A 23,058-nucleotide genomic window follows, 5' to 3' on the forward strand; every position below is an offset into this window, starting at 1 on the left:
GGCGTCATCGGTCTTGGTGACTGACGCCTATCGATAGACCGGATCGGCCAGCCTGTCGCGCAGCGCCGATCCGAGAGCCTTATTCCCGATCAGAACCCCATCTTCCCGCTTCGCGGCATTTGTTGTCCGCGTCTTGATCGAGCGCTTGAGCGTTTCGGCCTTAATCGGGAACCCTGCATGCACCTTCACCGCATTGAAGGCCTTGATGCCGTCCAGCGCCTCGCCCGCGGCCTCTTTATCTCCCGCCATTGTCGCCATCGCCCACTTGTTGATCAGCCTCTGACGCTTCTGCTTCACGCGGGTTTCGGCGTTCTTCAGGGCGCTGTTGCGGTCCCACGTCTCGGAGATTTTCGCCGGGGTGAAGCCCATCGCCTGGGCAACGATGTCCGTTGCGTCGATCTGGTCGGCCGGGAGTATCTGATCCTTGCCGATCGTCGCGAGACCGTCCTGCGAGTAGCGGTAAGCCTTCATCAAGTCCCGCACCGCCTTTGGCGCCATCATTTCGATGCCGCGGGCGATATCGCCGTCGTCCGTCATGACCTTGAAGCCAGTATAGAGCTGTTCGCCAAGGCTGACGGTCGCCCCGAGGCTCTGCGAGAGCCAGTATTGGAACTCGGCCTTGCCCTGCAACTCGCGCGTCGGCGACCGGAACCACAGATCCGGCATGCCGATGCGCGACGACAGGTCGATGCCGAGATAATGACCCGGGACACCGTTCAGCAGCACACCGCCCAGCTGGGGACCGAGGATGTCCACCACGTCAGCCTTGAACTGATCCTCGAACGCCATCGGGTCATCATCATCACCGAACAGCGCGCCTGCAATCATCATGGCGACGCTGAACCCCATCGTGCCGGTGACACCCGCCATAGCGGTCATCATACCCATTACGCCGGCGAGCTGGTACCGCGCCTCGCGGCGGGCCTGCGGCGTCTCGCCCTTGAACGACTGGTGGATATCGCGGATCACGCGATACAGCATGTTAATGTTGTGCTGGCGGAACACCAGAGCGACCTTGGCGAAGTCGTTCTGCAGCACCGCAGGCCTCGAGCTGTTGGAATAGTCGAAATGGGTTTTCCATGTCAGGTCGTGGGCCGTGTCGATCGCCTCCGACATGTTCTGCCCCGCCTCGCGCGCCATGCGATAGGCGGCCAGCGCCGTCACCTCGCGGTTCCAGACCTCGGCGCGGTGGAACGCCCACGAAATCTTTTCCATGACCTTGGCGCGCAGCGGCGTGTATTCCACCCCTGTTTCGCCGACGCCGGCAAGGTCGTGGCTCTGCGTCCTGTCGATCAGGCCGGATTCGTAGAAGGCTTCCATAGCCCGCTTCTCATCGCCGGAGAGCCGGTCGCTGACTACGCTGCCGCGGCCGGCGACTGAATCGGCTGATGCCTTTCTGATCGCTGCCGCCGCGCCCCTGAACCCGCCGAACTTTGCCGCCAGCACAGGTAGACCCAGCATGACGGTTTGCGTCATGTTCACCAGCGCCGCGCCGGGAGATGCAGCCAGGTACCAGACGAATGCCATGCTGGTCATTGTCTGCGCCACCTTGCTGCCGGTCGGGTTCATTACCCAATCGTGCCGCTTCGACAACTCGTTGGCGAGCGTCATGGCCTTGGTCTGGTCATCCGCTTCCTTCGCCTGATCAACGGTCTTGTTCACCAGCTCCTGCAGCTCGAGGCCATATTTGAGGCGTGCCATCTGGTGAGCGGCATGGAACATGTGTGACGAGAACACGCGCAGCGCGTCCTTGCTGAAACCGGACGTACCCTTGCGGTGGATAAACCGTTTGCGGGTGGACAGGTCCGGCATCGACTCGAGGTAACGCTGCCAGATCTGATCCATCACATCGCCGCCGATATTTGCGCCGCCGAGAATTTCCTCTATCTCGGCGACGATGCGCGGGTCCATGGCCTTGCGCATGTCGCTGCCAGCCTCCATCACGCCCACCTCGACCTTGCCGGCCGGGTATTCGTCGCGCATCTCGCGCGCCATCCGGTCGCGCTCGGCAACGTTCTCGTGCTTCGAGAAGCTGAGAATGGCACCGTCGATGTCTCGCACCGTGACGAAGTATCGGCCGAAACGGCCCAAGGGGAAATACGGGGGCTGCACCCGGCTGGCTTCGAACGCCACGCGCATCCGTGTCAGTCTGGCCTTGGCCGCCCAGCGCGATTTCGTGGTTTCCGCCTTGTATGCGCTGGTGGCGTCTTCTTCGGCGTTCTTCTTGTCGAGGCCGGTCAGCCCCACATCCTTGATGCGCTGCATGGTCCGCTTGTACCGGTCCTCTGCGTTCTGCTGCGCGATTTCCTGCGCCTTCCGGACGTTGTCGAGCAGGATCTCGTCGAGCTGCTCGGCCTGCTCGCGATAGGCGTCACGGACGTTCTGGAAAAGCTCCCTGCCCTTCGGGGGCAACGCCATATACCGCTTGCGGAGATAGTCATAACCAGCCTTCGCGCGGGTCTCTTCATCGACTTGCGAAGGATCGATCCCCGCCAGCGTGGCGTCATGCATCAGATCGGCCAAGACCTGCGCTTTTGCCTTGTCCTTTCCGGCAAAGCCCAGGCGGGTGTATTTGAGCCATTCCTGTGCCACGGCATCCGCCTCGGCATGTTTCGTGCCTCGGAACGCATCCATCAGCCGCTTGACGCGGAGATAGTCGCCCACCGCTGTCATGTTGGAGCGAGCCAACTCGCTGAAATAGTTCAATGGGATGGTTTTCAGGAGAGCGGGCTGAAAATCGGTCAGCTTGCCGCTCAGTTCCTCGACGATGCGGGACTGTGTTACTCGCTCGACGCGTCGGGGCTCGCGCTCGGCTCGGCGCTCTTTTCCCTGATAATTTGGCGAGCCTGTTTCAGATAGCCCTGCCGGTCCGGATCGCGGGCGGGCCACTGGCTCACCGATGCGTGCCAGTCCTTCCACTTCTGCAACGTGTCGAACGTCGCGGGCGGGTCGCCGTGAAATCCCCTGATTGTTGTCTGTGGTGCCATCGCTGACTTGTTCCTTGATCGCGACCGCCAATTTATCGAGCTTCGCGTCCAAGCCCTCGATGGCGGAAACATCATACTTCGTGTTGCTGGAAATGTCGATAATCCCGGCCTTTTCAGCCAAAAGTGAAGGAGCGCTGCTATAAGCCTCGTTGCCCGTTTCGACGTCTACGACGCCCTGCGCGACCAACGGTCTTAGGAATGCGTCAACCTGCTCGAGCGCATCCGCCATGGCGCTACGCCACGTTGCCACCGTCTCGTTCGGGTCCGATGCGGGGCGGGCAACGGCCTCCGCCTCTGGTGTCAGCGCCGCCCGCATCTGCATGCCATTGGAACCAAAAGCCCAAACCGAGTGCAGCCCCGGCATCGCAAGCATAGAAATATCGGCGACACTGAGCGGCGTATTGCTGGGATGGTTGTGGAACACGACCATGCGCCGGTCAGGGTTCAAAAGCGCCCCATGGAGCTTATTGTTGATCCCGGTCGCGTCTTTCTTCTTCGCGGTACCAAACTCTACGACACTGCCATCGTCATCAACGGCCATCAGATACTCGTGCCCGTTCCTGCCAAAACGGGCCACTGTGTCCTTCGCCCACTGGAAGATAGCGGTGCTTGCCGGCGCTGCCGGAATGCCGACGGTCTGCAAATCGTTCGACAAGGCGATGACGACAGGATCCGGCCGCTTGTTGGCGATCGGCGCGTCCACCTCGCCCGCCTCTACCTTGACGGCCGGCTTTTTGCCCTTGGGCTGAGGCTTGAGCGCGTCGAGCAGGCTGCGGTGCCGCGTCGCCGTATCAGCCAGCTCCTGTGCACCTTCCCACACCCCGATCTGCTTCTGCAGGTCCGGTATCTGCCCCTTGATCTCCGCTGCGCGTTCCTTCTCAAACGCTGGCAGGTTAGCCAGGCGCTTCACCGTGTTGACGATGCGCTGCGCAAGGCCTGCCGCATCGACGTCTGATGCGTCATCGACCGGGACAGTATATTCTCGACCGGCCTCGAGCGTGACATTGAATGCCCTGCCATAGCCCAGCGGATCGATACCAATCTTGAAGCCGGCGTATTCGCCGATGTCGCGCACGCCCTCCTTGTCGATCAACTCTTTTCGCATCGCCGCGATGATCGCTGCGCCGAATTCCTTGCGCTTGTCGAACGTCTCGCCGTTGACGGTACCGGTAAACTCAGCCGGGGCGTTGCTGGCAAGCTCGGCATCGGCTTCCACCGCGGGCATATTGCGCTGCAAGCGTTCGGCCTCGCTCTCGAGCGATTTGATCTTGCCCTTGATGCGGTGCTGCTCCCTGTCATGCTCGACGGATTTCCCCTCGAGCTGGCGCAGCTTGCGGCGCGTGTCCATCTCCTCGAGGATCAACGGATTGCCGGACGCTGCGGCCTTCATCTCGGCAGCGTTCGCAGCTTCACCGGCGATATCCTCGATCTCGCGGGTTTTCATGTCGCCCTTGCGCACCTGCTGGATAAACCGGGCCTTGGCCTCAATGGTCTGCCACTGGCGCGCGTCGAGCGTGTTTTTGGTGGCATAGCGGAGGATTTCGATTTCGAAGCCTTCGGGATCGGCGGCATAAAGCTCATTGCCCTGCCGCACGCCGCGCCCGTCGCGCTGCTCGAGGTCAGAGGGTCGCCACGGCGCATCGAGGTGATGAAGCGCAACGAGGCGGTTCTGAACGTTGGTACCGGCGCCCATCTTGGCCGTCGATCCAAACAGGAACCGGACGCGGCCGGAGCGGACCTTGCCGAACAGCTCCTCTTTCTGCGCCTCGGTGCTGGCGTCATGGATGAAGGCGATCTCGTTTTCGGGAATGCCGCGATCAATGAGCTTCTGTTTCAGGTCATCATAGACCGAGAACGTGCTTTCGAGCGCCAGAAGCTCGTCGGGAGACACCTTGTCGAGCGCTTCGATAGCGGCTTCATCGCCATTGTCCGCCTTTTCCATCAGGTCACGAAGGCGAGCAGCTTCCGCCGCCTGTGCTTTCTTCGGCGTGGACAGGTCGATGAAGACGAGCTGGGTGCCGCGCTGATCCGTGGACGCCTTGTAGATCCGCGTCATCTCGTTGGCGGCCCGATGGACCTTTGATTTTGGATGATCCTGATAGCTGGGGTCAATCAGCCGCATGTCGAGCGCCGCCTTGCGGGCGTCCGACATGACCTTGAGCATGTTATCTTTGCCCTTTTCGGCCTTCTTCGGCAGGTTCTCGGCGCGCCATACCAGCGAGCCGCGGGGAAATACGAGATTGCCGTCATCGTCGGGCTGGCCCTCACCGATGAACGCAGCCTGGTCCGGCGAGCGCTCTACGACGACGTTGGTAGGCTTGCCGCCCTTGACCTTCGGCAGCGGGAACACCTTGCCCAGCGCCGCCAGCTGCGCCTTGATGTCATCGTTCGTGATGACGTCGGCAAAGCTGCGGTACCGCTGCATCAGCTCGGGCACGTTCACGAATTTCGCAAACCGGCTGTTGAGCTTGTACTGACCCGACGGCGAAAGCTCCCAATCGGTGACGACTTCGCCGAACACACGCGCCCAGGCATCGAAGTGCGACACGCCCATCGCGCGCAGCGCCTGCTCGTCGAGGTAACGCTGGACGGTGAACATTTCCGCCATGGTGTTGGAGAGCGGCGTGCCGGTCAGGAATACCAGGTTGTTGCCGCCGGTCTTTTCCAGCACGAATCGGGATTTCATATAGAGGTCGGCCGCCTTCGCGCTGCCGGCCATGTTGCCGAGACCTGCGACGCGCTGCATCGACGTCGAATAAGCGAGGTTCTTGAACTCGTGCGCCTCATCGACATAGAGCGCATCAACGCCCAGCTCGTCGAACGTCAGCCCGTCATCCTTCCGGCCTGAATCGAGCAGGCGCTCCATCTTGGCCTTGAGATTGTCGCGCCATTTGGTGAGCTGCGCGACATTCCGGCTCTTTGCGCCGGTCTCACGGCGCACCTCTGCCAGCGAGGCCTCGAGATCGTCCATCTGCTGCTGGATGAACTTCGCCTCATAGTTCGGATCAATGCCGATGCGGCCGAACGAGGAGTGCGCAACAATGACGGCGTCCCAATCGCCGGTGGCGATGCGGGCGAAGAGCCGCTTGCGGCGATCCTTCTCAAAATCCTGTTTCGTTGCTGCCAGCACCTTGGCACCGGGATAGAGCCGGACGAAATCTGCGGCCCACTGGCCCACCAGATGGTTCGGAACAGCGAGCATGGGCTTGCGGGCCTGCCCGATGCGGCGCTTTTCCATGATGGAAGCGATGGCGGCGAATGTCTTCCCCGCGCCAACGGTATGATCGGCAAGAGCGGTGCCGCTCTGCAGCGTCCGCCAGATGAAGTTCTTCTGGCTCGGGCGAAGCTCAATGATGTCATCGCCCACTTTGCCCGGGAGCGTGAGGTGCGAGCCGTCGAACTGCTGGATGACGTCGGTATTGAACGTGTCGTTATAGAGCCGCGCCAGCTCGTCGCGGCGCTTGTCGTCCTGCCACAGCCACTTGCGCCACTCTGCCTTGACGCGCTCGGCTTTCTCGTTCGCCGCATCCGTAGCGGCCTGATTGACCACGGATTTACCGTCGGTGGTGCGATCATGGATGGTGATGGTCTGACCGTTCAGCACGGCACTCAAAACGGTGCCGACGCCTGCCCTGTCGGTTCCCCATTGCGTCTGCGCCGCTGGCGTAACCTGCGGGACTGTGACGTCCCATTTCGCATTGGCGGCGGAATAGAACGCCCGCGGCTTTACCGCGCCCTGCCCAATTTGGCTGATGAAGTCTTCGACGTGGGTAGCAGGCAGCCACGGCGCACCCGGTTTAACATCGATGTCGATCGCCTCGATGTCTGCCGGGATGACGTCGCGCAGCGCATTCACGTTGCGTCGAAACTCGGTATCATGCTCTGCGGCACGCTCCGCCTCGGCCAGCTTCTGCTTTACGTTGCCGGAGAGATACTGGTCGGCGGTCTCATACGCGCCGGTCGGGGTCCGGTAGACCAGCGGGCCCAGCTCGTCGACTATGGCGCCCACCGTCTTGCCGTAGAGCTGCGACATGGCCTCGAGGTTGACCCGGCCATAGTCGTTGAGCACCGTGGCGAGGGCATCCTTCGCACTGGTGGCACTGGTCGGGCGGCGATAAGGCTGCTGGGTGCGGCGGGAGAAAATAGCCGCTTTCTCAGCCGACGGCACACGGGCCTTCTCGCCAGTTTTCTTTGCCATCGCGGCGCTGAGGCCCTTATCGAACGACTGCTCGAGCGCGCTTATCTGCGGCCATGTCGGATCGTCTCGGAACAGGCGTTTGTTTGCGTCAGAATTGACAGGACCGTGAGACTTTACAAAGCCATCGTACAGACTGTTCAACCTGTTTCTTAGGTTTTCAATCTGCTGATCGCTGGCGGTATCGCTGATCTGTGCCCGCCGGAGCTTGGCAAAGGCGTCGCGGACACGGATCATGCCGGAGACGCGCTCCTTGGCCGTTTCGTTCGGGAACGCCACCGCCTGCGAGGTCGGCTGGCCGATATGATCGGCGGTGCGCAGATGGATTGAGCCATCCGGCGCGGCAAACATGGTGCCAACCTGCACGTCATTGACGGTTTCCGGCACGGTGACAGTTTCTGTCACCCTCGCTGGGCCTGTATCGCCCATGATGTCCTGCGGCAGCTTCTCGATGGCCTTTGCCAGCTCCGCCGGTGTGTCCTGTCCGCCGCGTGCGACCAATGCAGGATCGTTCGGTCCATACATGGAACCGTAGCCGCCGAAATCGCCCAGCATCATGTCAGGATTGTTCGCAAAATACTTGTTGAGCGGCACCGTGTTGCCGTCCTTGCCGCGATAATCCACGACCTCGAGCCACTCGCTCGATTTTGGAGCCGTGCCCTCCTCACGGCGCTGCAGGATGACGATGTCCGTCGTCACCTCGGTACCGGCGTTCTTGAGGAAAGCGTTGTTCGGCAACCGGATCGCACCGATGAAATCGGCCTTGCTCTGGATCATGTTGCGCGCCGCGGCTGACTGCCCGTCGAGGAAACGATTGGTCACGACCATGGCAAGCACGCCGCCCGGGCGCAGCGTCTCGATCGCCTTTGCGAAGAAGAAGTTATGGATGGACAGCTTGTTGAGGTGTGTCCGATCCTTGTCGTAAAGCCTCTCCGAACCAAACGGGGGGTTGCCGATCGCTAGATCAAAATAGGAATCGGGCACGGTCAGCTTCTCAAAGCCGATCGGGGCCTGAATATTGGCGTTGGGGTAGAGGTTCTTGGCGATCGTGCCGGTGATGCGATCCAGCTCGACGCCGGTAACACGAGACGCACCGCGCAAATCGCCTGGCATCAGCCCGAGGAAGTTACCAGCACCGACGGACGGCTCAAGGATTTGCCCACCCTTGAAGCCGAGACGCTGCGCTATGGCCCATGCCGCATCGACGATCTCCGGCGCGGTGTAATGCGCGTTGCGGGTCGAGGACTCGGCCGCGCTGTATTCCTCCTTGGACAGCAGCTCCTTGAGCTGGGCGGCTTCCTTCTCCCAGCCTTTCGCCACGCTGCCATCTTCACGCGGGAATGCGGCACGCAGGCCGCCCCAGCCTACCCACTTGGCGAGAACCGCCTGTTCGTCGCGGGTCGCAGGCCTGTTATCCTGCTCAAGCTGCTTCACCAGTTCGATAGCGGCCACGTTGGAGCGGAACTTGGCCTTCTGGCCGCCCTCGCCCAAGCCGTCGGCATCGCTGATGACGTAATCTGCCGGCCGCTGCTGCGCGGGCACTGCGGCGGATTGGACATCCTTGAGGGTCGATGATATATTTTCATCGGTGCTGGTCTGTCGGCTAGCGATGGCATCCGACAGGTTTGTAGAGGCGGTGTCTGACCTGGCGCTTTTACCAGCACTCTTTCCCGACGATGCAGGCGTAGACCGGCCTGCCCATATTTCACTGAGGCGGCGTGAACTTCTCTCGGTGCGTCGGGGCGTGTTGGTGTCATACGCGGTGAGCAGCCACGTTTTTGCATTGCGATCGTAGTCAAGCCTGATGCCAGCGCGTCCATTTTCGCTGACGAGCTGGATGCGGCGCTCTGTTCTGGACGCTGGATCGACGCGCAAGCCGTCGATAAACCCTTGCAGATCTTCCAAGACTTCCGGATGCCAGGCGATAAGCTTTGCAAGGCCGGAACCGTCGTGCTGGTTGTTCCCCGCTCTGCCCCATACCAGATCGATGGGACCAACATCGGGGTGAGACAACGCACCAATGGCGTCACCGGTCTGTCGGCGCTCAAGCTCGAGTGCCGCGTCACGCCACTTGCCCTCAAAGCCGCGAAGGATCGGCCCGAACGGGCCTTCTTCTACCTGATCTCGACGGTTCTCTGGCCGCTGCGCGCCGCGCTCATCAGATCCTGCGAAGTTGGGCTGGCCGTTTCGGCCTGCTGGTTGCCTTCCGGCGGCAGCAGGAGATAGTTCTCCCTGACCATCTGCCACGCCTCGTCCGGCTGGAACCCGCTCTGCTCGAGCTGGTCTGCCTCCTGATACGTCAGTTCCGCTGCCGTCTTCAACGCGTCGTCCAGTATCCCGGCCGTTTTCAGTTCCCGATACCGGTTCGGCAGGAACTCCTTCCAGTGCTGGCGCCCCAGCTCGATCCAGTTGTTCAGGTTCATTGGTAGCTCCGGTGAGGGTGTTGACATCGGTCGCTTCGACCTCTGCCGCACTCGACATGCCGTCGAATGCCGTGGCGCGAGGATCGTACTTAACCCCCATATACCACGATTTGAGGTAAGGGCGCGCGCCCTCGCCAAGGTCCGCCAGCATAGCCGAAGCATATGCAGCGAAGGTGCGCGCACCTTTCTCGATGTGATAGCCGGCAAGTGTGATCCCGGCCTGCAACAGCTCCGGGTCGATGCCGCTGTTCAGCGTATTGCCCGAAAGCTTCTTGCGAAGCAACTCACGCGCCTTGGCTGCAGCGTCGTCGGTGAAGAGCTTATTTTCCGAGACAATCGGTTTTGCCTTCGGTGCAACGATATCTGCTCTTCGGTCCGCCTTATCGGCGACTGGCGGGATCGTATCGGTGGAACCTAGGTTTTTATCTGCGGACGAGGCCTCCCGCGCCTCTGCTTCGCGCTCCAATATCTCAAACCTTTTGCCACGCTGCACAACCTCATGGGTCTTGCCCATCTGGTTCTTCGCAACATAGCCTTCGGCCTTCTCCTGCGATGCAAACCACTTCGGCGCGAACGGCTCGGTGGTTTTGCCTGATTTCAGCCAGGTCTTGAAGTCGCCGAGTGTGGTCTGGCTGATATCGCCCAGCCCCTTCCAGTCGGCGGTGTAGTTTTCGAGATATGCGGCGCGGGCCTGCGCCTCGTTGTCGAACCCTGCCATAACCTTGTGTTCATCAAAACGACCGCGTGCCGGGTCTTTCTGGTCAACGACAAACACGGGCGAGGAATCGTCGAGCGTCTCGGTACCGGGCCGCACAAACACGTCGATATGGTCTTTGTCCCGCCCCACGGTGCCGCGAATGTAGCCGTAATGGCTCTTCATATCGACGGACCAAGCCTTGCCCGACGATGACACACCCTTACGCTGCGAACCTGCAGGGTTCTCGATCGAGATATCGAGGCCGCCTAGTTTCAGTCGGCCGACCTTGTAGTTTCCGGCTTCCTTCTGTGCTGCTGTCGGCTCTGGCAGATCGTTTGTTGGAGACGTGGCTGCCTCGTTTGCCGCTGCATCTGCCTGCATGGCTTCCGCATGATCCGGGTACACTGCGCCATCGTCTTGGCCGATTTCATCGGCGATCGCCCGCATCTTCGCGGACACCTCGTCCTCACCGGATAGCGTGGCAACATCGTCCACCGCTGCGCGCTGCGCGTCCCGCACATCCAGCAGCTTCTTCTTGATGCCAGGTGTCATGCCCTGCCACATCATGCGCTCGGAGCGCTTCACGCCAGCCTGTTCCAGCACGCGCTTGCGGTCCTGCGCGGTCGAATCGACGTCCCACCACGTAGCGCCGTCATCGGCCGGCTGCACCAGCGGTTCGTTTGCCTCTTTCGCCCGCGCCGCCTGCCGCTGCTTCAACAGCCGGTCATTGAGGGCATTCATCTTGAAGGGAAGCGTGGACTTCGCCTGTTTCGCGGCACGCTCCACCCTGAACCGATAGTCATCAGCCACAGCGCCAACGTCGTCAAAGGAGATACCAAACTTGTCCGCCAGCTCTCGCTGTGCTGCTCGAGACCCAAACTGCAACCGTTCACCGTCATTACCGAACCGGGACCGACCATGGGTCCGCATCTCAAATAGACGCTGGTTCGCGAAGTCGTAGAGCGCCGCATGATTGTCGTCTGGCAAGATTACGGTGGCTTCGCCCAGCTTGCGGCTATTTGGACCGGCATCGCCGATCTCACGCTCGATCGGCGGGTTGCGCTCGAGGTCCTGCGCCTCGACCTGCGCCATCGTAAGGCTGCTGACCTTGAGGGCCGTCGTCGGCACCTGAAACGGGTTCCCCTTGTCGTCGACAACGAGCGCCTCATTGCCCTCGTTCTCGTAACGCTCGATGCGCGCCGGGAACCTGCCAACTTCCGGGCTATCCACGATGACACGGTGACCGGGTTGCGGCCTTAGTGGCCGTTTGTCGGTCGCTGCCATATCCTCGCTGCGCGGAGGCATCTCGGACGTCGTCTCGCTACCCATGGGAGCCAAGGGCTCGAGCGCCGGATCTGCGGACAGTTCCGGCATGCCGTCTTCCGCCTTTTCGGGGAACCGGTAGTCGCCAACTGGCGGTGCGATCTCGGTGATGTTGGCAATCGGCACCTGGAACACTTCGCCGCTGCCGGAATCGACGATGATGGCCTCACCGCCCTCGTAGCCTTCAACGGTGCCCATGAATGGCTCGACGCCTTCCGCCTCAACGCGGACCGTCGATTTTGTGGCTGGCCGCCCATCAATCGGGGCACCAGCGTCCGCCGCTGTAGCACGCTCCGCTTCACGCTTCTGCCCATGCTCGGCAGCGCGGCCCAATGGACCACGTCTGACAGGCTCCGGCTCAATAGGTGCGGGTCCAACTGCTGCGGTACCGCCAGAAGGTCGAGCGAGACCGCCAGCACCACCCATACCGCCACCCATGGCGCCACCGGCCGCGATACCAGACGCCACGGATTCGCCGAGACCTTCGGTCAACTCCTGATCCGGATTGACGCGGCGCATGGCTGCGTTCTCGGAAATAGTCTGGCCGGCGCTCTGCGGAGCTTCCTCGAGCAAGCCTTCGGCCACAGCACCGCGTGCCATGCCTGTGGCAACACGACGCGCAACACCACCCTCGACGCCCTCGGCGATGATCTTCGCCAGCGCGCGATCGCCGAAACCACCGAACGCGCCGGTAACAACGCCTGCGGTGATGAGGGCCTGCGTCTGCGCGTCACTGCTGACTGCATCGATGGCCGCCTGTTCCGACATGCCGCTGTCGATGAGCTGCTTGATGGCATCGGATTGCACGAGCTGGTCACGCGGGATTTGGGCGATACGCTGCTTGACGGACAAGGCCGCGTCAGCACCGCCCAGCAGCCCCTCAGTAATGCCGCCCGCGAGCGTGGCCGTCTTGGCCGCGGTAGCTGCGGCAACTTCCTTCGATGCGCCACCAGCGAGCGTCGTAACGAAAGCACCGCGTGCCAGAATACCGGATGGCAGCATGCTTGCGACGGTGGACGGACCGCTTTCGGCGATGGTGCCAAGATAGCTGCGCGGATCGGTCCATGCAGGTCCCAGCGTTCCCTTTTCGTCGTCCCACCATTTCTTGTCGCGCGCCGCCTCGCCTTCCGGCGAAAGCGTGGCGTTCTGGCGGTCGATGCTCTCCTGCCGCTTCTCGGCAACTGTGGTGCCGCCGCCCATCCAGCGGTCAATGCCGTCCAGCGCGTCGTTGATGTATGTACCGCCCGGGATCTTGTTCAGCAGGAGGTTGCCAAGGTTATCGAGCGACTGGCTGGTGTTCGCCGCACCCACGCCCCAACGGCGCACCAAGTCGCCAGCGGTGCCGCTGGATCGGTTCTCCTTGTCCCACTGCTCCTGCCACGTGGCGAGCTGGCTCTCCGGCACTTCCTGAAATCGGCCCGGGGTCTTGGCCTCGAGGCCAGCCAATTGCCCCGCCACCGCGTCATTGTTGGCGCTCACCTCGCCGGCGACACGCTGGCGCTCGGTCTCCGCCGTCGCCTGCGCTTCTGCCGTGCGCTTGGCCTCTGCCGCGCTGGCGGCGTCCTGTTCAAATGGGTTGGGCTGGCCTGCATACAGACCAAGGGGGTCATTGCCCTTGAAAGCCTCGTCTGCGACGACGCCCTTCGGTTTGGCCGCCTGCCCGGGATTGGCTGCAATCTCCTGAAACCACGCTGGTGCTTTTGCGAGGTTCTTATTGCTCTTGTCGTGCATGAACCACGGCGTGCCCTTGCCGGTCTGATCCTTCATGTCGACGTGCAGCATGTCGGGGCTGCTGGTGTAGGTGATGAAGCGACGCGCGCCGCGAGAATACAGTTCGCGGACGAGCTGGCCGCGTTCAGCCTCGCTCATGCCCTTCATCGAGATATCGGATGCTGTGCCGGTGGAATGCTCGCCCGGTCCGCCAGCCTTGGAGGCTTCGACACGATGCGACGGCGACCGGTAGCCGGAATTGATTGTGAAATCGCGACCCATCGCCTTCGACGTCTCGGAAAGGATCGAGGCGAACTGCGGATTGATCTTATCCTGACCGGCATGCACGAAGTTCAGCTTGCCGCCGGTGCCGATTGGCGCGTCTTCCGGCTCGCGGACGAGGCGGGCCAGCCCCTTACCGTTCGGGTTCGGGACCTTTGTACCCTTCCCTTCATCGCCCTGGAGAAGATCGCGGAACTGCCCCTTGGGACCGTAGAGGCCCAAATCATCCTTTTCGGCGACGAATGCCGTAGCGTCGGGAGCGGCAACCTTCTTCTCGCCCTTCGAATTGTAATAGATATGCTGGCCGATGCGCGTAGTTTCCGGCATGGCGCTGGCCCAGCCCGGGTTTACCGACGTTGCATGATAGTGGTCAGCGCCTCCGGTCGGATCGGGACCATCACCGGTCAGCACATTGCGCAAGATGCCCTCGGCGCGGGCGCGCATGGCAGGATCGCGCATAGCCTCGACGGTCTTTGCGCCCGGGCTGGCGTAGCCGGTGAACTGATCCGGCTCTCGCACGACGTCGCCGATGGACTTGCCGCGGATGTTGGAACGATTGCGGATGACGTGAGCCACGCCGGCCATACCGTCATCGCCCTCGCCTGCTGCCTCGGCAATCACCGTGTTGACCGTATCATCCCAATCGCGCTGAGACATGCCCGCGGGCAATGTGCTGGATGTATCGGTCTTGGGAGAAAGCCCCGGCGCTTCGCCACCATAGAGGTTCAGGGGATCATTCCACTCGGCGTTGCCGCCAAGACCGACGATGATAGGCATGCGTGGGCTCCTGCAAAAACAAGGATGCCGCACTCATGCGCTGGCTGTTATTCGGTTATAATTGGAGGCGGGGGAAATTGGAAGCTGACGAGATGGAAACGATGTTTGAAATCGACTGGAAGATGGCTCCGAAGAACGCGCAATGGTGGGCCATCGACGAAAACGGAGAGGCGCACTGGTTCTGCGCGCCGGATGTGAAGCCTTTCACCCGCTTCTGGTTCAGCGAGCCGATACCAGCGCCAACGTTCGGCTATACTGGCGACTGGCGCAAAAGCCTGCGATCTCGCCCATAACGTGAAAATTACTTCTGTCACAATCGAAACATCAATTGCCAGCCCTTTTATGGTGTGACAAAATTCGAGGAGATAGGCCTCTCTCTCCGCCAGTAGAGGCAAATGATATTTTTCTAATTACGGGTAGCGAAGTGCATAATCGCGCAATAATTTACGTGACAGATATTGGGTTTCTATACCCGACCTTGGTTTCGGCTGATCAGATTTTGCCACAAGCAGAGGCAAATAAGTGCGACATTCTTATTTATCTCATCAATATAGATGACGCGCTCATAGCCGAAGTAGCTGCCACTTTCCCCAAGTTCCGCATTTTTAGTCTCAGCGATCAGCAGTTCGTACTGCCGGCGGGAGTTACGTTCAAAAAAGACCACGTTGCCGTAGCCACGTTGGGAAGGCTGGTGCTATTCGAGCATATTCCCGAACAATATGACCACATCATTTATGTTGACGGCGACACCCAGATCCTTGGTGACGTCTCAGGTCTGCTGCTTAAAGACGTGCCTGTAGGTCATTTGGCCGCCGGCAGGGGCGGGCTTTGGCTCTCAAAGTACGAGCATGGCCCCGGCGCAAGGGCGGATCGCACCTACGTACAGTCGATCGGGACGAATGTCGATGAGTATTTCAACGCCGGCGTCTTAGCCTTTCAGCGACAAACTCTCGCAACACTGGGCCCGCTAGCACTGAGCTATTTTTTCGAACACTCCAAAGCATGCCGACAACATGACCAGAGCGCTCTGAACGCCGTCACTCGGGGCAAAGTCGAGCTTTTCTGGCCCGGTTACAATTTTCACGGAACCTACGATGCTCTCGGGCCAAAGTTGAGTAGACCACCCGCCATCGTTCACTTCACCGGCCCCTTCAAGCCATGGCTCATGGCCGAGGGACCAACCGCGAAATACACTGCAGCGTACAATGAGTTCGACAACCGCTTCCCGGTCATTGCTTCACACCGAAGACGATTGGCCGCTGATCGGTCCGCAGAACTCCTGAAGCAGTGGCAAAAGAGCAAGTTGCGGTCGTATATGTTTTTTTGGCGTCCGCTCGTAAAGCGCTATTTGCTAGAGCAATACGAGCGGACCTTTACAGATAAGCTTGCGCCTCGGACACGTAGTAGCTGCCCGGCGAATTCGGATCGATCCTGACCTGTATCAGCGCCGAAAATGCCCCAATAGGTACCTGAGCGACTGCACGCTGCAGCGTCCAATCTCGCTCTGCCGTATTGAATTTGGTTGAGATCGAGGTGGGCGAGAAATTCGGTGGTAGCGTTGCTCCACCGACAAAGATGGGGTCACCAAGTGGATTGCCGTCCAGATCGCGCCACTGGATCCTGTTTGCCAGATTGACGATGGTGCCGGCAAGCTTGTCCCAATAGCTGAAGAACAGCCATTTGCCGGGCTCGACGCGAACCGGACGGAAGGCGAGACGTGCGCCCTCCTCGGGCACGGCCGAACTGAGTTTAACGGCGTAGGTTAAGCCAGGGCGCACAACATCAGACACAATGGCAGCGCGAACCGTCTCACCCGCACCGCTGCGCATGAAATCCAGAGTTCCGCTCTCGAAATAGCCGTCAGCTATCAGGTTGAGGTGCTTCGACAGCAGGGGTGGATAGTTCTTGGCATTTGCTCCCTTCAGTTTCCCCCGGACGTTCTTTGAAGCGCCGGTATAAAGCACATTGCGATTGATGCTGGCCGCCGATGCATTGGAACAAAAGGTGGCGCGGCAATCGATGGAGGCACTGTCGCTGCATTCGATGAGATCGGTATTCGGACCGGGAATGCAATAGATGATGGTGCTTTCGTCGATATCGATATGGGCAACGCCACGTGCCTTGAACCATGCTGCAGGTGAGCGGTTGGCGTTGCTTTCGATGTAAACGTTCTGGACCATGACGAGGCTGTTTTCGGCATCGATCATAACCTTGGAATAATCGAGGCTGCCGCCAACGATTGTCAGTCGCTGGAGCTTGCGCGTCCTGACCGCAATCTCCGTGATGTTGCTGGTGACGCAATGGTCCAGCGTCATGTTCTCGCCGCTGTTGACCGCGCCTGGCTGGGCCGGGTCTGCGGCCTGATTGTCCATATCGAAACCGATGGCACAGCCCTTGGCGACACAGTTGGTGAAGCCGGTCAGGAACAGGTTGCGGACGGGAAACTTGACGCCAAAGCCAACGTAAAAATTCTCGGAGCTGAAGTTGCGCGGCTTTGTAAAGTACTGCGGCACGCCGGGTGTATTACCCATCGCAAAGCCGATGCCCTGAGCAAGTCCGGGACCGACAAGAACGACACCTTCGATGGGAGACATCGCAGTCTGGGTAAGGTCGCTGATGTTTTGCAGGCCTATCGAACTGCCAACATCGCCGGTTTGGCCGAATGCTTCGCTGGGCTGGAATGACCAGCACATAAAAATGTCGGACACAGTCATGGCGCCCGTCATCTGAAAAACGGTGCTCATACCCCGATGGAAAGTGTTTCGCCAGGCGTCCTCTGTCGGTGCGGAGGCGAACCGAAACCGACCGGCAGGCCAGTGCGTGATCGCAAATTTGGGCAGCCGGGCGATGACAGGAGAGTTATCCGGCCCGGTCAAATCGGATGGCGAGGCTTTAGCCCCGAACCATGCGGCATTGGCGTTCCTGCCGTCCCAGTCACGCACCCAGCCGGAGCCGTCATCTGCAACGAGATACAGGCCGTATACTTCTTCGGACACTGCGACAGCATCCCGGAGGAAAAACAGGCCACCGCCGCCATCATTTTCGGTATCGAGACCGAGAATATAGGCTGCGTTGGTGAGGCCGAAATTGACGCTACGAAACTGAGCGACCGTGTCAAAAATGACCGTATTGATGCTCGTATCAAATAGCCCGAATCCGATCATGCGGCACCTATCGTGGTGCGCAGCCATGCTACCGCTGCAAGCATCTCCGCTTTGGTCGGTTTCTTTCGGATGATGATCATACGGGCCACTTGCCCGTTCCAGCCACGCGTAAAGGCTGGGTTGTTACCAAGGATCAGCGCATCAGCTACGTTGTCGACATAATTGCCAGCCGGAAGGGTGCCCGGAGCTTTAGCCTTGTAGGGGCCATCGTTCAGCACGTACTCGAAGACATTTGGGTTATCAGCCGAATAGTGGATGCCGACGACATGCCAGGCGTTGAGCGGCAGCGTTTCATCCAGCTGCATTGAGGGGTTGGTTGTCGAGAACGCTGCACCGAGTGCGCCGGCCGGAATGCCACCGACGAGACCGGCGATACCAAACCGGTCCGGCGTTCCCGTTGAACCCTTGTTGAAAACGCGACCGAAGCCACCGCCGCCTGTCGTTACAGCCTTGGTGGCCATCAGAATAAACGACCCTTGACCGGCGAACATGTTGTCGACGGCCGAGTGATCGCCGGAGCTGGTCAGCCGATGCGAGGACGCCGACAGAAAGTTCAATGCAGCTTTCCCGTTCGGGGTGGCGGCGGTCATGTATGTCGGCTGATTGGTGGCACCCGCCAGCGTCATGCCTTTGCGGTCAGTGATGGCGGACACAGCGGCACCGTTTGCAACAGTGCCGCGCAGCGTCTCCGGATCAAGGTCAAATGCGGCAGACGCAATCAGGGCGTCTACATCAACGATCCGCTTCCTGTTTCTCCGCCCTAGAGACTGATCTAGTCCCTTCAACCTTCTATCACTCCGCAGCCGGCGCATCGACATTAGGCCTGCACCCACGCAAGCTTGTCGCCCGGCTTCACATACAGGTCGTGCGGCGCATTCGCCGCCAGAAGCACATGACGCGGGCTGACGCCGGCGTTCGGCGCAGATGCGTGTGACACATAGATATCGACGGTGTTGGTGACGCGGAGAACCGGAACAAGGCCATCCTTGTCCGTCGCGCGGCTCGTGGTGGGGGTGTTGGCGGCGGGTTCTTCGGACCACTGCGGATCCTTGAAGAGAGGCTGCTTGTCCTTGGCATTGCCGTCGCCACCAGCATAACCACAGATTACATGCACTTGCGGGAGAGCCATTCGCTATATCCTTTTGCGAAGGGCACTCATGCGCCTGTTGATCAGCGCAATATACCGGATTTTTTGGAGTTCTCTAGCCCTTCCCTTGCGCTGCGATCTTTTGCCATGCATTCTTGAGGAATGGTTTCGATAACTGCGGGGAATGGTATGAGCGTTAGGCCAAAACCTGTTGCCGTTTGTGAAACTTGCGGCCACATTAGCTACAGGGCTGAATCTATCAATGAGCGCTGCGGGCGGTCATACGACAGAAAGCGTTGCTCAGGGGCGATGGGAAGCCGTCTCAATACAGATGATTGGGTTACCTGCGGGCAGTGCGTGGGAACGGGTAAGGTAGATGATGAAAGCTGCGGATATTGTCTGGGCGTTGGATGGCTGTCTAACCGCCGCTAGCCCCGGCCATCACCGTGCGCCCGCCGTTCGGTACAAAAAGTTGGCGGCAGCGATAACCACCCTGTAGAACTTCTTTTTCATGACACCCTCAAAACTGATCCATTGCCGCCTGCCGGCGGGTCAGCGCCGGTAAGCTCTCGTCGTCGCGCTTCTGGATCGTGATTGGCCCCAGCGGCGTCTCGAAACCGAGGCGCACGCTGCGCCCCGATCGTTCTTCGACGTGAATCGTACCCACGCCCTCGATTTTCACGGTATCACCAACCTTGACGACAAGTCTCAGCATCGCCGCTCCTATTCAGCCAGGTAGCGGTCGCGCTTCTCATCACTGAGCTTCGCGAGTTCCTGCTCGTATTTCTCCACGTCGCTGTTGGCGAGACGATCCAAATAGGCGAATTCGCCGCCGTCAACGTCGTCATTTGCATCAGCGGCAGGCACAGTGCCGAGCGTCGGCACAACCTCGCGGGCCGCAGCGGTGGTTTTACCCGCGTTCGGCTTAGCCTGGGCATTTGGCCTCACGCCATAAGCCTTGGTGACTTGGGCGGTAAGGTTCTCGTGCGCCCGCTCGAGGATCGCCGGGTTAAGCGGGTTCTGAGACTGCACCTGCAGCTTCTTCACCTCGGCTTCCAGCATGGCATGCAAGATGCTGCCCTTCTCGTATTCGGTATGCTTGGCGAGAAAATCAGGAACGGTAACATCGAAATAGTGCTGCACAGCGTTGGTCTTGCCGATGTTGGCCGCCATGCGCTGCTCTTTGAACACGTCGAGCTGCGCGTCGATTTTGCGGATTTCGGCGCGATACTCAGGGCCGGTCAGCTCACCATCGTCCCATTTGGTGTCCAGCTCGTCCTTTTGCTTCTCGAGTGCCTCGATCTGCTCCGGTATCTTCGGGTCGAGGACCCAAGAGGGGCGTTTGTCGCCCTCGAGAGGCTTTGCCTCGGCGGCAGCGGAAGCCGCTGCCTTATCGTCCCCACCACCTGCCGCTGCCTCCGCTGCGGCTGCGTCCGCTACCGCCTTGGCGTCGGCTTCCTGTTTGGCTTTTGCCTCGGCCTCGCCATCAGCATCGGCACCGGCCTCATCACCATCCTCTTCCTCGGCGGCATCGGGCTTATCTTTGCCTTCCTGATCCGCACCTTCGCCCGCTTTGTCATCAGCGGCAGCGCCAGCATCATCGCCGCCAGCGTCATCACCGTCCTCGAGGCCTTCATCCACGGTGTCATCGTCGAGCAGGCCCTCGCGCTCCTCCTCGGTCAACAATTCCAGTTCTGCGGCATTTGGCTTGCCTGCCATGATCGATACCTCTCGTCAGCCCAGGCCGATTGCCATGGGGTTCTGTTGCTGTTGGGGTTGCTGCTGGGCCATTTGGGCCGCCTGTACCTGTTGGGCCTGTGCCGCCGCGGCCACGGTCTCCTCGCCTTCGGTGCGCGAGACAAATCCGGATTCGTGCAGGATTACATCGGCGACGTCGGCGAGACCCGGCGCCATACCGGCCATGCCTGCTGCCTCGAGCGCGGATCTTTGGCTGCCGACATTGGCGGAGACTGTCCGCGCCTTCATGTCGGCGGCCTGTGCTTCGTTCTTTTCGGCTTCGGACAGCAACTTGCGGAGTTGAGCCATCGTCGTCTCGATGGCGAGCCGCTGCTGTTGCGCCGCGGCCTGCTCCTTGGCCTGATCCTCCGGCGATGGTGCCGTCTCGTCGGCGTCGGGGTCTTTCATGCCCGTGACCTGCCGGATGCGCTTCACGATTTCCTCGCGCTGCGGGATATCCATCGCCTCGACGACAAGGTCCATCAGGACAATGGCGATCTGCGGATTGACCGGGGCGAGCGTGGTGAGAAGTTCGAGCAAGGATTCGACCTGCGCCTGCCGCACCGATGCGCGCCAATCGTCCTCGTCGATGACATAGTCGGCCTTGGTGCGGACGATGCTGTTCTCGGGAAGCCCGTCGTTGACGGTGATATATTCCGGGCTGCCGCGCATGTTGGTGATGCGGAACTGCTTCTCCTCGGACATGAACTGCTCGATGTTCGCCAGTTCCTTCTCGCCCCTGATCTGCTGGGCTAGCCGGTAATTGTCGAACAGCTTGGCCGTGGCGAGCGCGCCCTGCTCTTGTCGCGCCTGAATTGCGATACCGGAAACAGCGTTGGTGCTGCGGCCAAGGTTTTCATCCGTGACGCCGCCGACCTGCTGCACCATCTGGATGTTGCGCGACATCAGCTCGAGGTGCCACTGCCCCAGTTCGCGATCGGTGTCCAGTTTGAGTTCGTAGCCGCGCTTCTTGACAATGATCGCGTCTGGATTGGCGGCCTCGTCGCGCAGTTCCTCAACATCGTCCACCGCGCCATCTTCCATGATGATCTTATTCGACGAGAGGATATGTAGGGCTTTGGCGGCGCGCTTATTGATATCGCTCTGGATGTCGCGGATGTTGCGTACCAAGCCGTAAGGCATGTTGTCGCGGTCGCGACGCTTGTTCCAGATCGGGGTGAAGGGGTAACGATTGTGCCGATACGGCGACGGCGAAAGCCACAGCATGCCGGCGGTGGTGAAGAGTGCGACATACATGCGCATCGTGGGGCGCTTGACCACTTCACCGTCGCCATCGTCCACCGCCTCCTGATGCCCCGGGCTGGCGGGGTCAAACAACTCCCCTGCGAACGTGCCGCCGCTGATCTTGTCCGCCGTCACCGGCATCTTGAACCACATTTCGATGATGCGGACGCGGCGGCGGCGATAGCCGGTAACGCGATCGGCGATGTAAGTGCCGTCGCCCCTTCCCTGACTTTCATTCTCGGGGCCGTCCATCGGCTCGTCGCCGTAGGAATCGATCATCGCGAAATTGTCACTGTCATCGACGCTGCGCTCGAGCATGCCCTTGCGCTTGGGGAACATGGCCTTTGCGACGTCCAGATCAACCCATTTCGTCCGGAACACATATCGGGCGTCGGTCAGATCGAGTTCAACCGAGGCACTGTCCCACAGCATGTTGCGCCACGATTCGTAGCGGCTGAACAGCGGCTCTCCCTCGTCGTCGCCCTGATAACCGTCCTCGATCCAGCCCAGGCCGACCTTGGCAGCATCTTCGAAGGCGCGGCTGACGTGGAACTTAGTCTTGTTCACGTCGGCCAGGTATTTGAGCAGCTCGGATTTTCGCTGTGCCGGCTTGCCGTCCTCTTTCCGCCGCGGCAAGACCTTGAAATCAGTGCGGGAGCGCTTTTCGGTGCCAATGACCCAATCGACCGTCGTTGCGGTAACGTTGAACACAAGCGGAACCTGCCCACGGGCCTGCAACGTCGCGGCCTGCTCCTCGGTCCACTGGATGTTGTCGTAGAAATCGGCATCCACCGCCATGTCGCGGCGGTTTTCATACTGGCGGTCCAGCTCGAGGGTGTAGAAATTCAGCAGGCGATGATGAAGCGCGACGTGCTTGGCATTATCGAGGGAATTACCTCGCTGCGGACGGCTCAACGCAGGTGTGTCGGAAGGGATTGGCGAATTATATCGCGTCTTCCTGACAGAACCGTCATCCGCGGCGAGATCGAACATTCTATTCCCTTATTTCAGCTTCGATGGTGCGCCCGGTATCGGGATTGCGCATTGTGATCTCGGCTACGGTCTGCTGATCGGGATTTTGGTATGGGGGAATGGACAGGAGGTCGCCGAGATGGTCCTGAATGAACATCGCGAGACGAATGACTGTGCGCTTGTCGTGTGAAGCTAGGCCGAGAGTTTCTGCGAATTGGTGAGCTGTGTGCGCAGCTTGGATAGGGTCGCCGACTTCCTCAGACCAGATCCACGCCTTGTCAATCGTGACAACGCATGGCGTCAGCCTGTCGTCATATTCCCTATCCGCTGGAATAATCACCATACACGGCCGGAATCGCTGATCCAGCCGTAGCCAAGTGCCAATAGCTATAATGCCGGCGCGTTTGTAAGTCCAGACGCGCTTCGTCAGGTCAAGATCAGGTGTGTTCATGATGGGCC

Annotated in this window: 10 protein-coding genes; 2 read left to right on the forward strand and 8 right to left on the reverse strand. The window is 60.4% G+C overall.

Translation table 11 applies throughout. The features are described from left to right. Nucleotides 1-27 precede the first annotated feature (27 nt). A complete protein-coding gene (locus tag CFBP6623_RS27010; RefSeq protein WP_080842132.1) occupies nucleotides 28-14,394 on the reverse strand; it encodes a PLxRFG domain-containing protein in 14,367 nt (4,788 codons plus the stop codon). Nucleotides 14,395-14,486: 92 nt separating this feature from the next. On the opposite strand from CFBP6623_RS27010, the gene CFBP6623_RS06050 reads away from it, so the two are divergent. Both CFBP6623_RS06050 and CFBP6623_RS06055 read left to right on the forward strand, forming a co-directional pair. Continuing rightward, nucleotides 14,487-14,687, forward strand: a complete 201-nt coding sequence (locus CFBP6623_RS06050; RefSeq protein ID WP_080842623.1) for a hypothetical protein — start codon at nucleotides 14,487-14,489, stop codon at nucleotides 14,685-14,687. 155 nt (nucleotides 14,688-14,842) lie between these two features. Next, nucleotides 14,843-15,829, forward strand: a complete 987-nt coding sequence (locus tag CFBP6623_RS06055) for a glycosyltransferase family 8 protein (protein ID WP_167379150.1) — start codon at nucleotides 14,843-14,845, stop codon at nucleotides 15,827-15,829. Here CFBP6623_RS06055 and CFBP6623_RS06060 read toward each other — a convergent pair. The 7 genes from CFBP6623_RS06060 to CFBP6623_RS06090 form a co-directional block, all read right to left on the reverse strand. Beyond that, a complete protein-coding gene (locus tag CFBP6623_RS06060) occupies nucleotides 15,768-17,585 on the reverse strand; it encodes a hypothetical protein (RefSeq protein WP_137002506.1) in 1,818 nt (605 codons plus the stop codon). The two genes, CFBP6623_RS06055 and CFBP6623_RS06060, sit on opposite strands and share 62 nt — an antisense overlap. Further along, complete coding sequence (locus CFBP6623_RS06065) at nucleotides 17,555-18,343, reverse strand: hypothetical protein (protein WP_137002507.1); 789 nt, start codon at nucleotides 18,341-18,343, stop codon at nucleotides 17,555-17,557. The genes CFBP6623_RS06060 and CFBP6623_RS06065 overlap by 31 nt, the downstream gene beginning before the upstream one ends. Before the next feature lie 32 nt (nucleotides 18,344-18,375). Beyond that, nucleotides 18,376-18,687 (reverse strand): hypothetical protein, encoded by a 312-nt coding sequence (locus CFBP6623_RS06070; protein ID WP_080842128.1) that lies wholly within the window; start codon nucleotides 18,685-18,687, stop codon nucleotides 18,376-18,378. Nucleotides 18,688-19,165: 478 nt separating this feature from the next. Further along, nucleotides 19,166-19,360 carry a hypothetical protein gene (locus CFBP6623_RS06075; protein WP_080842127.1) on the reverse strand — a complete coding sequence of 65 codons (195 nt, stop codon included), beginning with the start codon at nucleotides 19,358-19,360 and terminating at the stop codon, nucleotides 19,166-19,168. An 8-nt stretch (nucleotides 19,361-19,368) separates the two neighbouring features. Next, the gene (locus CFBP6623_RS06080; RefSeq protein ID WP_080842126.1) at nucleotides 19,369-20,364 is read right to left on the reverse strand and encodes a hypothetical protein; all 996 of its coding nucleotides are present in this window, start codon (nucleotides 20,362-20,364) and stop codon (nucleotides 19,369-19,371) included. Between the two features lie 15 nt (nucleotides 20,365-20,379). After that, a complete protein-coding gene (locus CFBP6623_RS06085) occupies nucleotides 20,380-22,620 on the reverse strand; it encodes a hypothetical protein (RefSeq protein ID WP_080842125.1) in 2,241 nt (746 codons plus the stop codon). A gap of 1 nt (nucleotide 22,621) precedes the next feature. Next, a complete protein-coding gene (locus tag CFBP6623_RS06090; RefSeq protein WP_080842124.1) occupies nucleotides 22,622-23,050 on the reverse strand; it encodes a hypothetical protein in 429 nt (142 codons plus the stop codon). Between the last annotated feature and the right edge of the window lie 8 nt (nucleotides 23,051-23,058).

This window comes from Agrobacterium tumefaciens (assembly GCF_005221385.1).
GTDB lineage: Bacteria > Pseudomonadota > Alphaproteobacteria > Rhizobiales > Rhizobiaceae > Agrobacterium > Agrobacterium tomkonis.

Bases quoted from the DNA above. Each gene is read 5' to 3' on its own strand.
- CFBP6623_RS27010 (WP_080842132.1), bottom strand. From the start codon at position 14,394: ATGCCTATCATCGTCGGTCTTGGCGGCAACGCCGAGTGGAATGATCCC.
- CFBP6623_RS06050 (WP_080842623.1), top strand. From the start codon at position 14,487: ATGGAAACGATGTTTGAAATCGACTGGAAGATGGCTCCGAAGAACGCG.
- CFBP6623_RS06060 (WP_137002506.1), bottom strand. From the start codon at position 17,585: ATGGCTGCGCACCACGATAGGTGCCGCATGATCGGATTCGGGCTATTT.
- CFBP6623_RS06070 (WP_080842128.1), bottom strand. From the start codon at position 18,687: ATGGCTCTCCCGCAAGTGCATGTAATCTGTGGTTATGCTGGTGGCGAC.
- CFBP6623_RS06075 (WP_080842127.1), bottom strand. From the start codon at position 19,360: ATGCTGAGACTTGTCGTCAAGGTTGGTGATACCGTGAAAATCGAGGGC.
- CFBP6623_RS06080 (WP_080842126.1), bottom strand. From the start codon at position 20,364: ATGGCAGGCAAGCCAAATGCCGCAGAACTGGAATTGTTGACCGAGGAG.
- CFBP6623_RS06085 (WP_080842125.1), bottom strand. From the start codon at position 22,620: ATGTTCGATCTCGCCGCGGATGACGGTTCTGTCAGGAAGACGCGATAT.
- CFBP6623_RS06090 (WP_080842124.1), bottom strand. From the start codon at position 23,050: ATGAACACACCTGATCTTGACCTGACGAAGCGCGTCTGGACTTACAAA.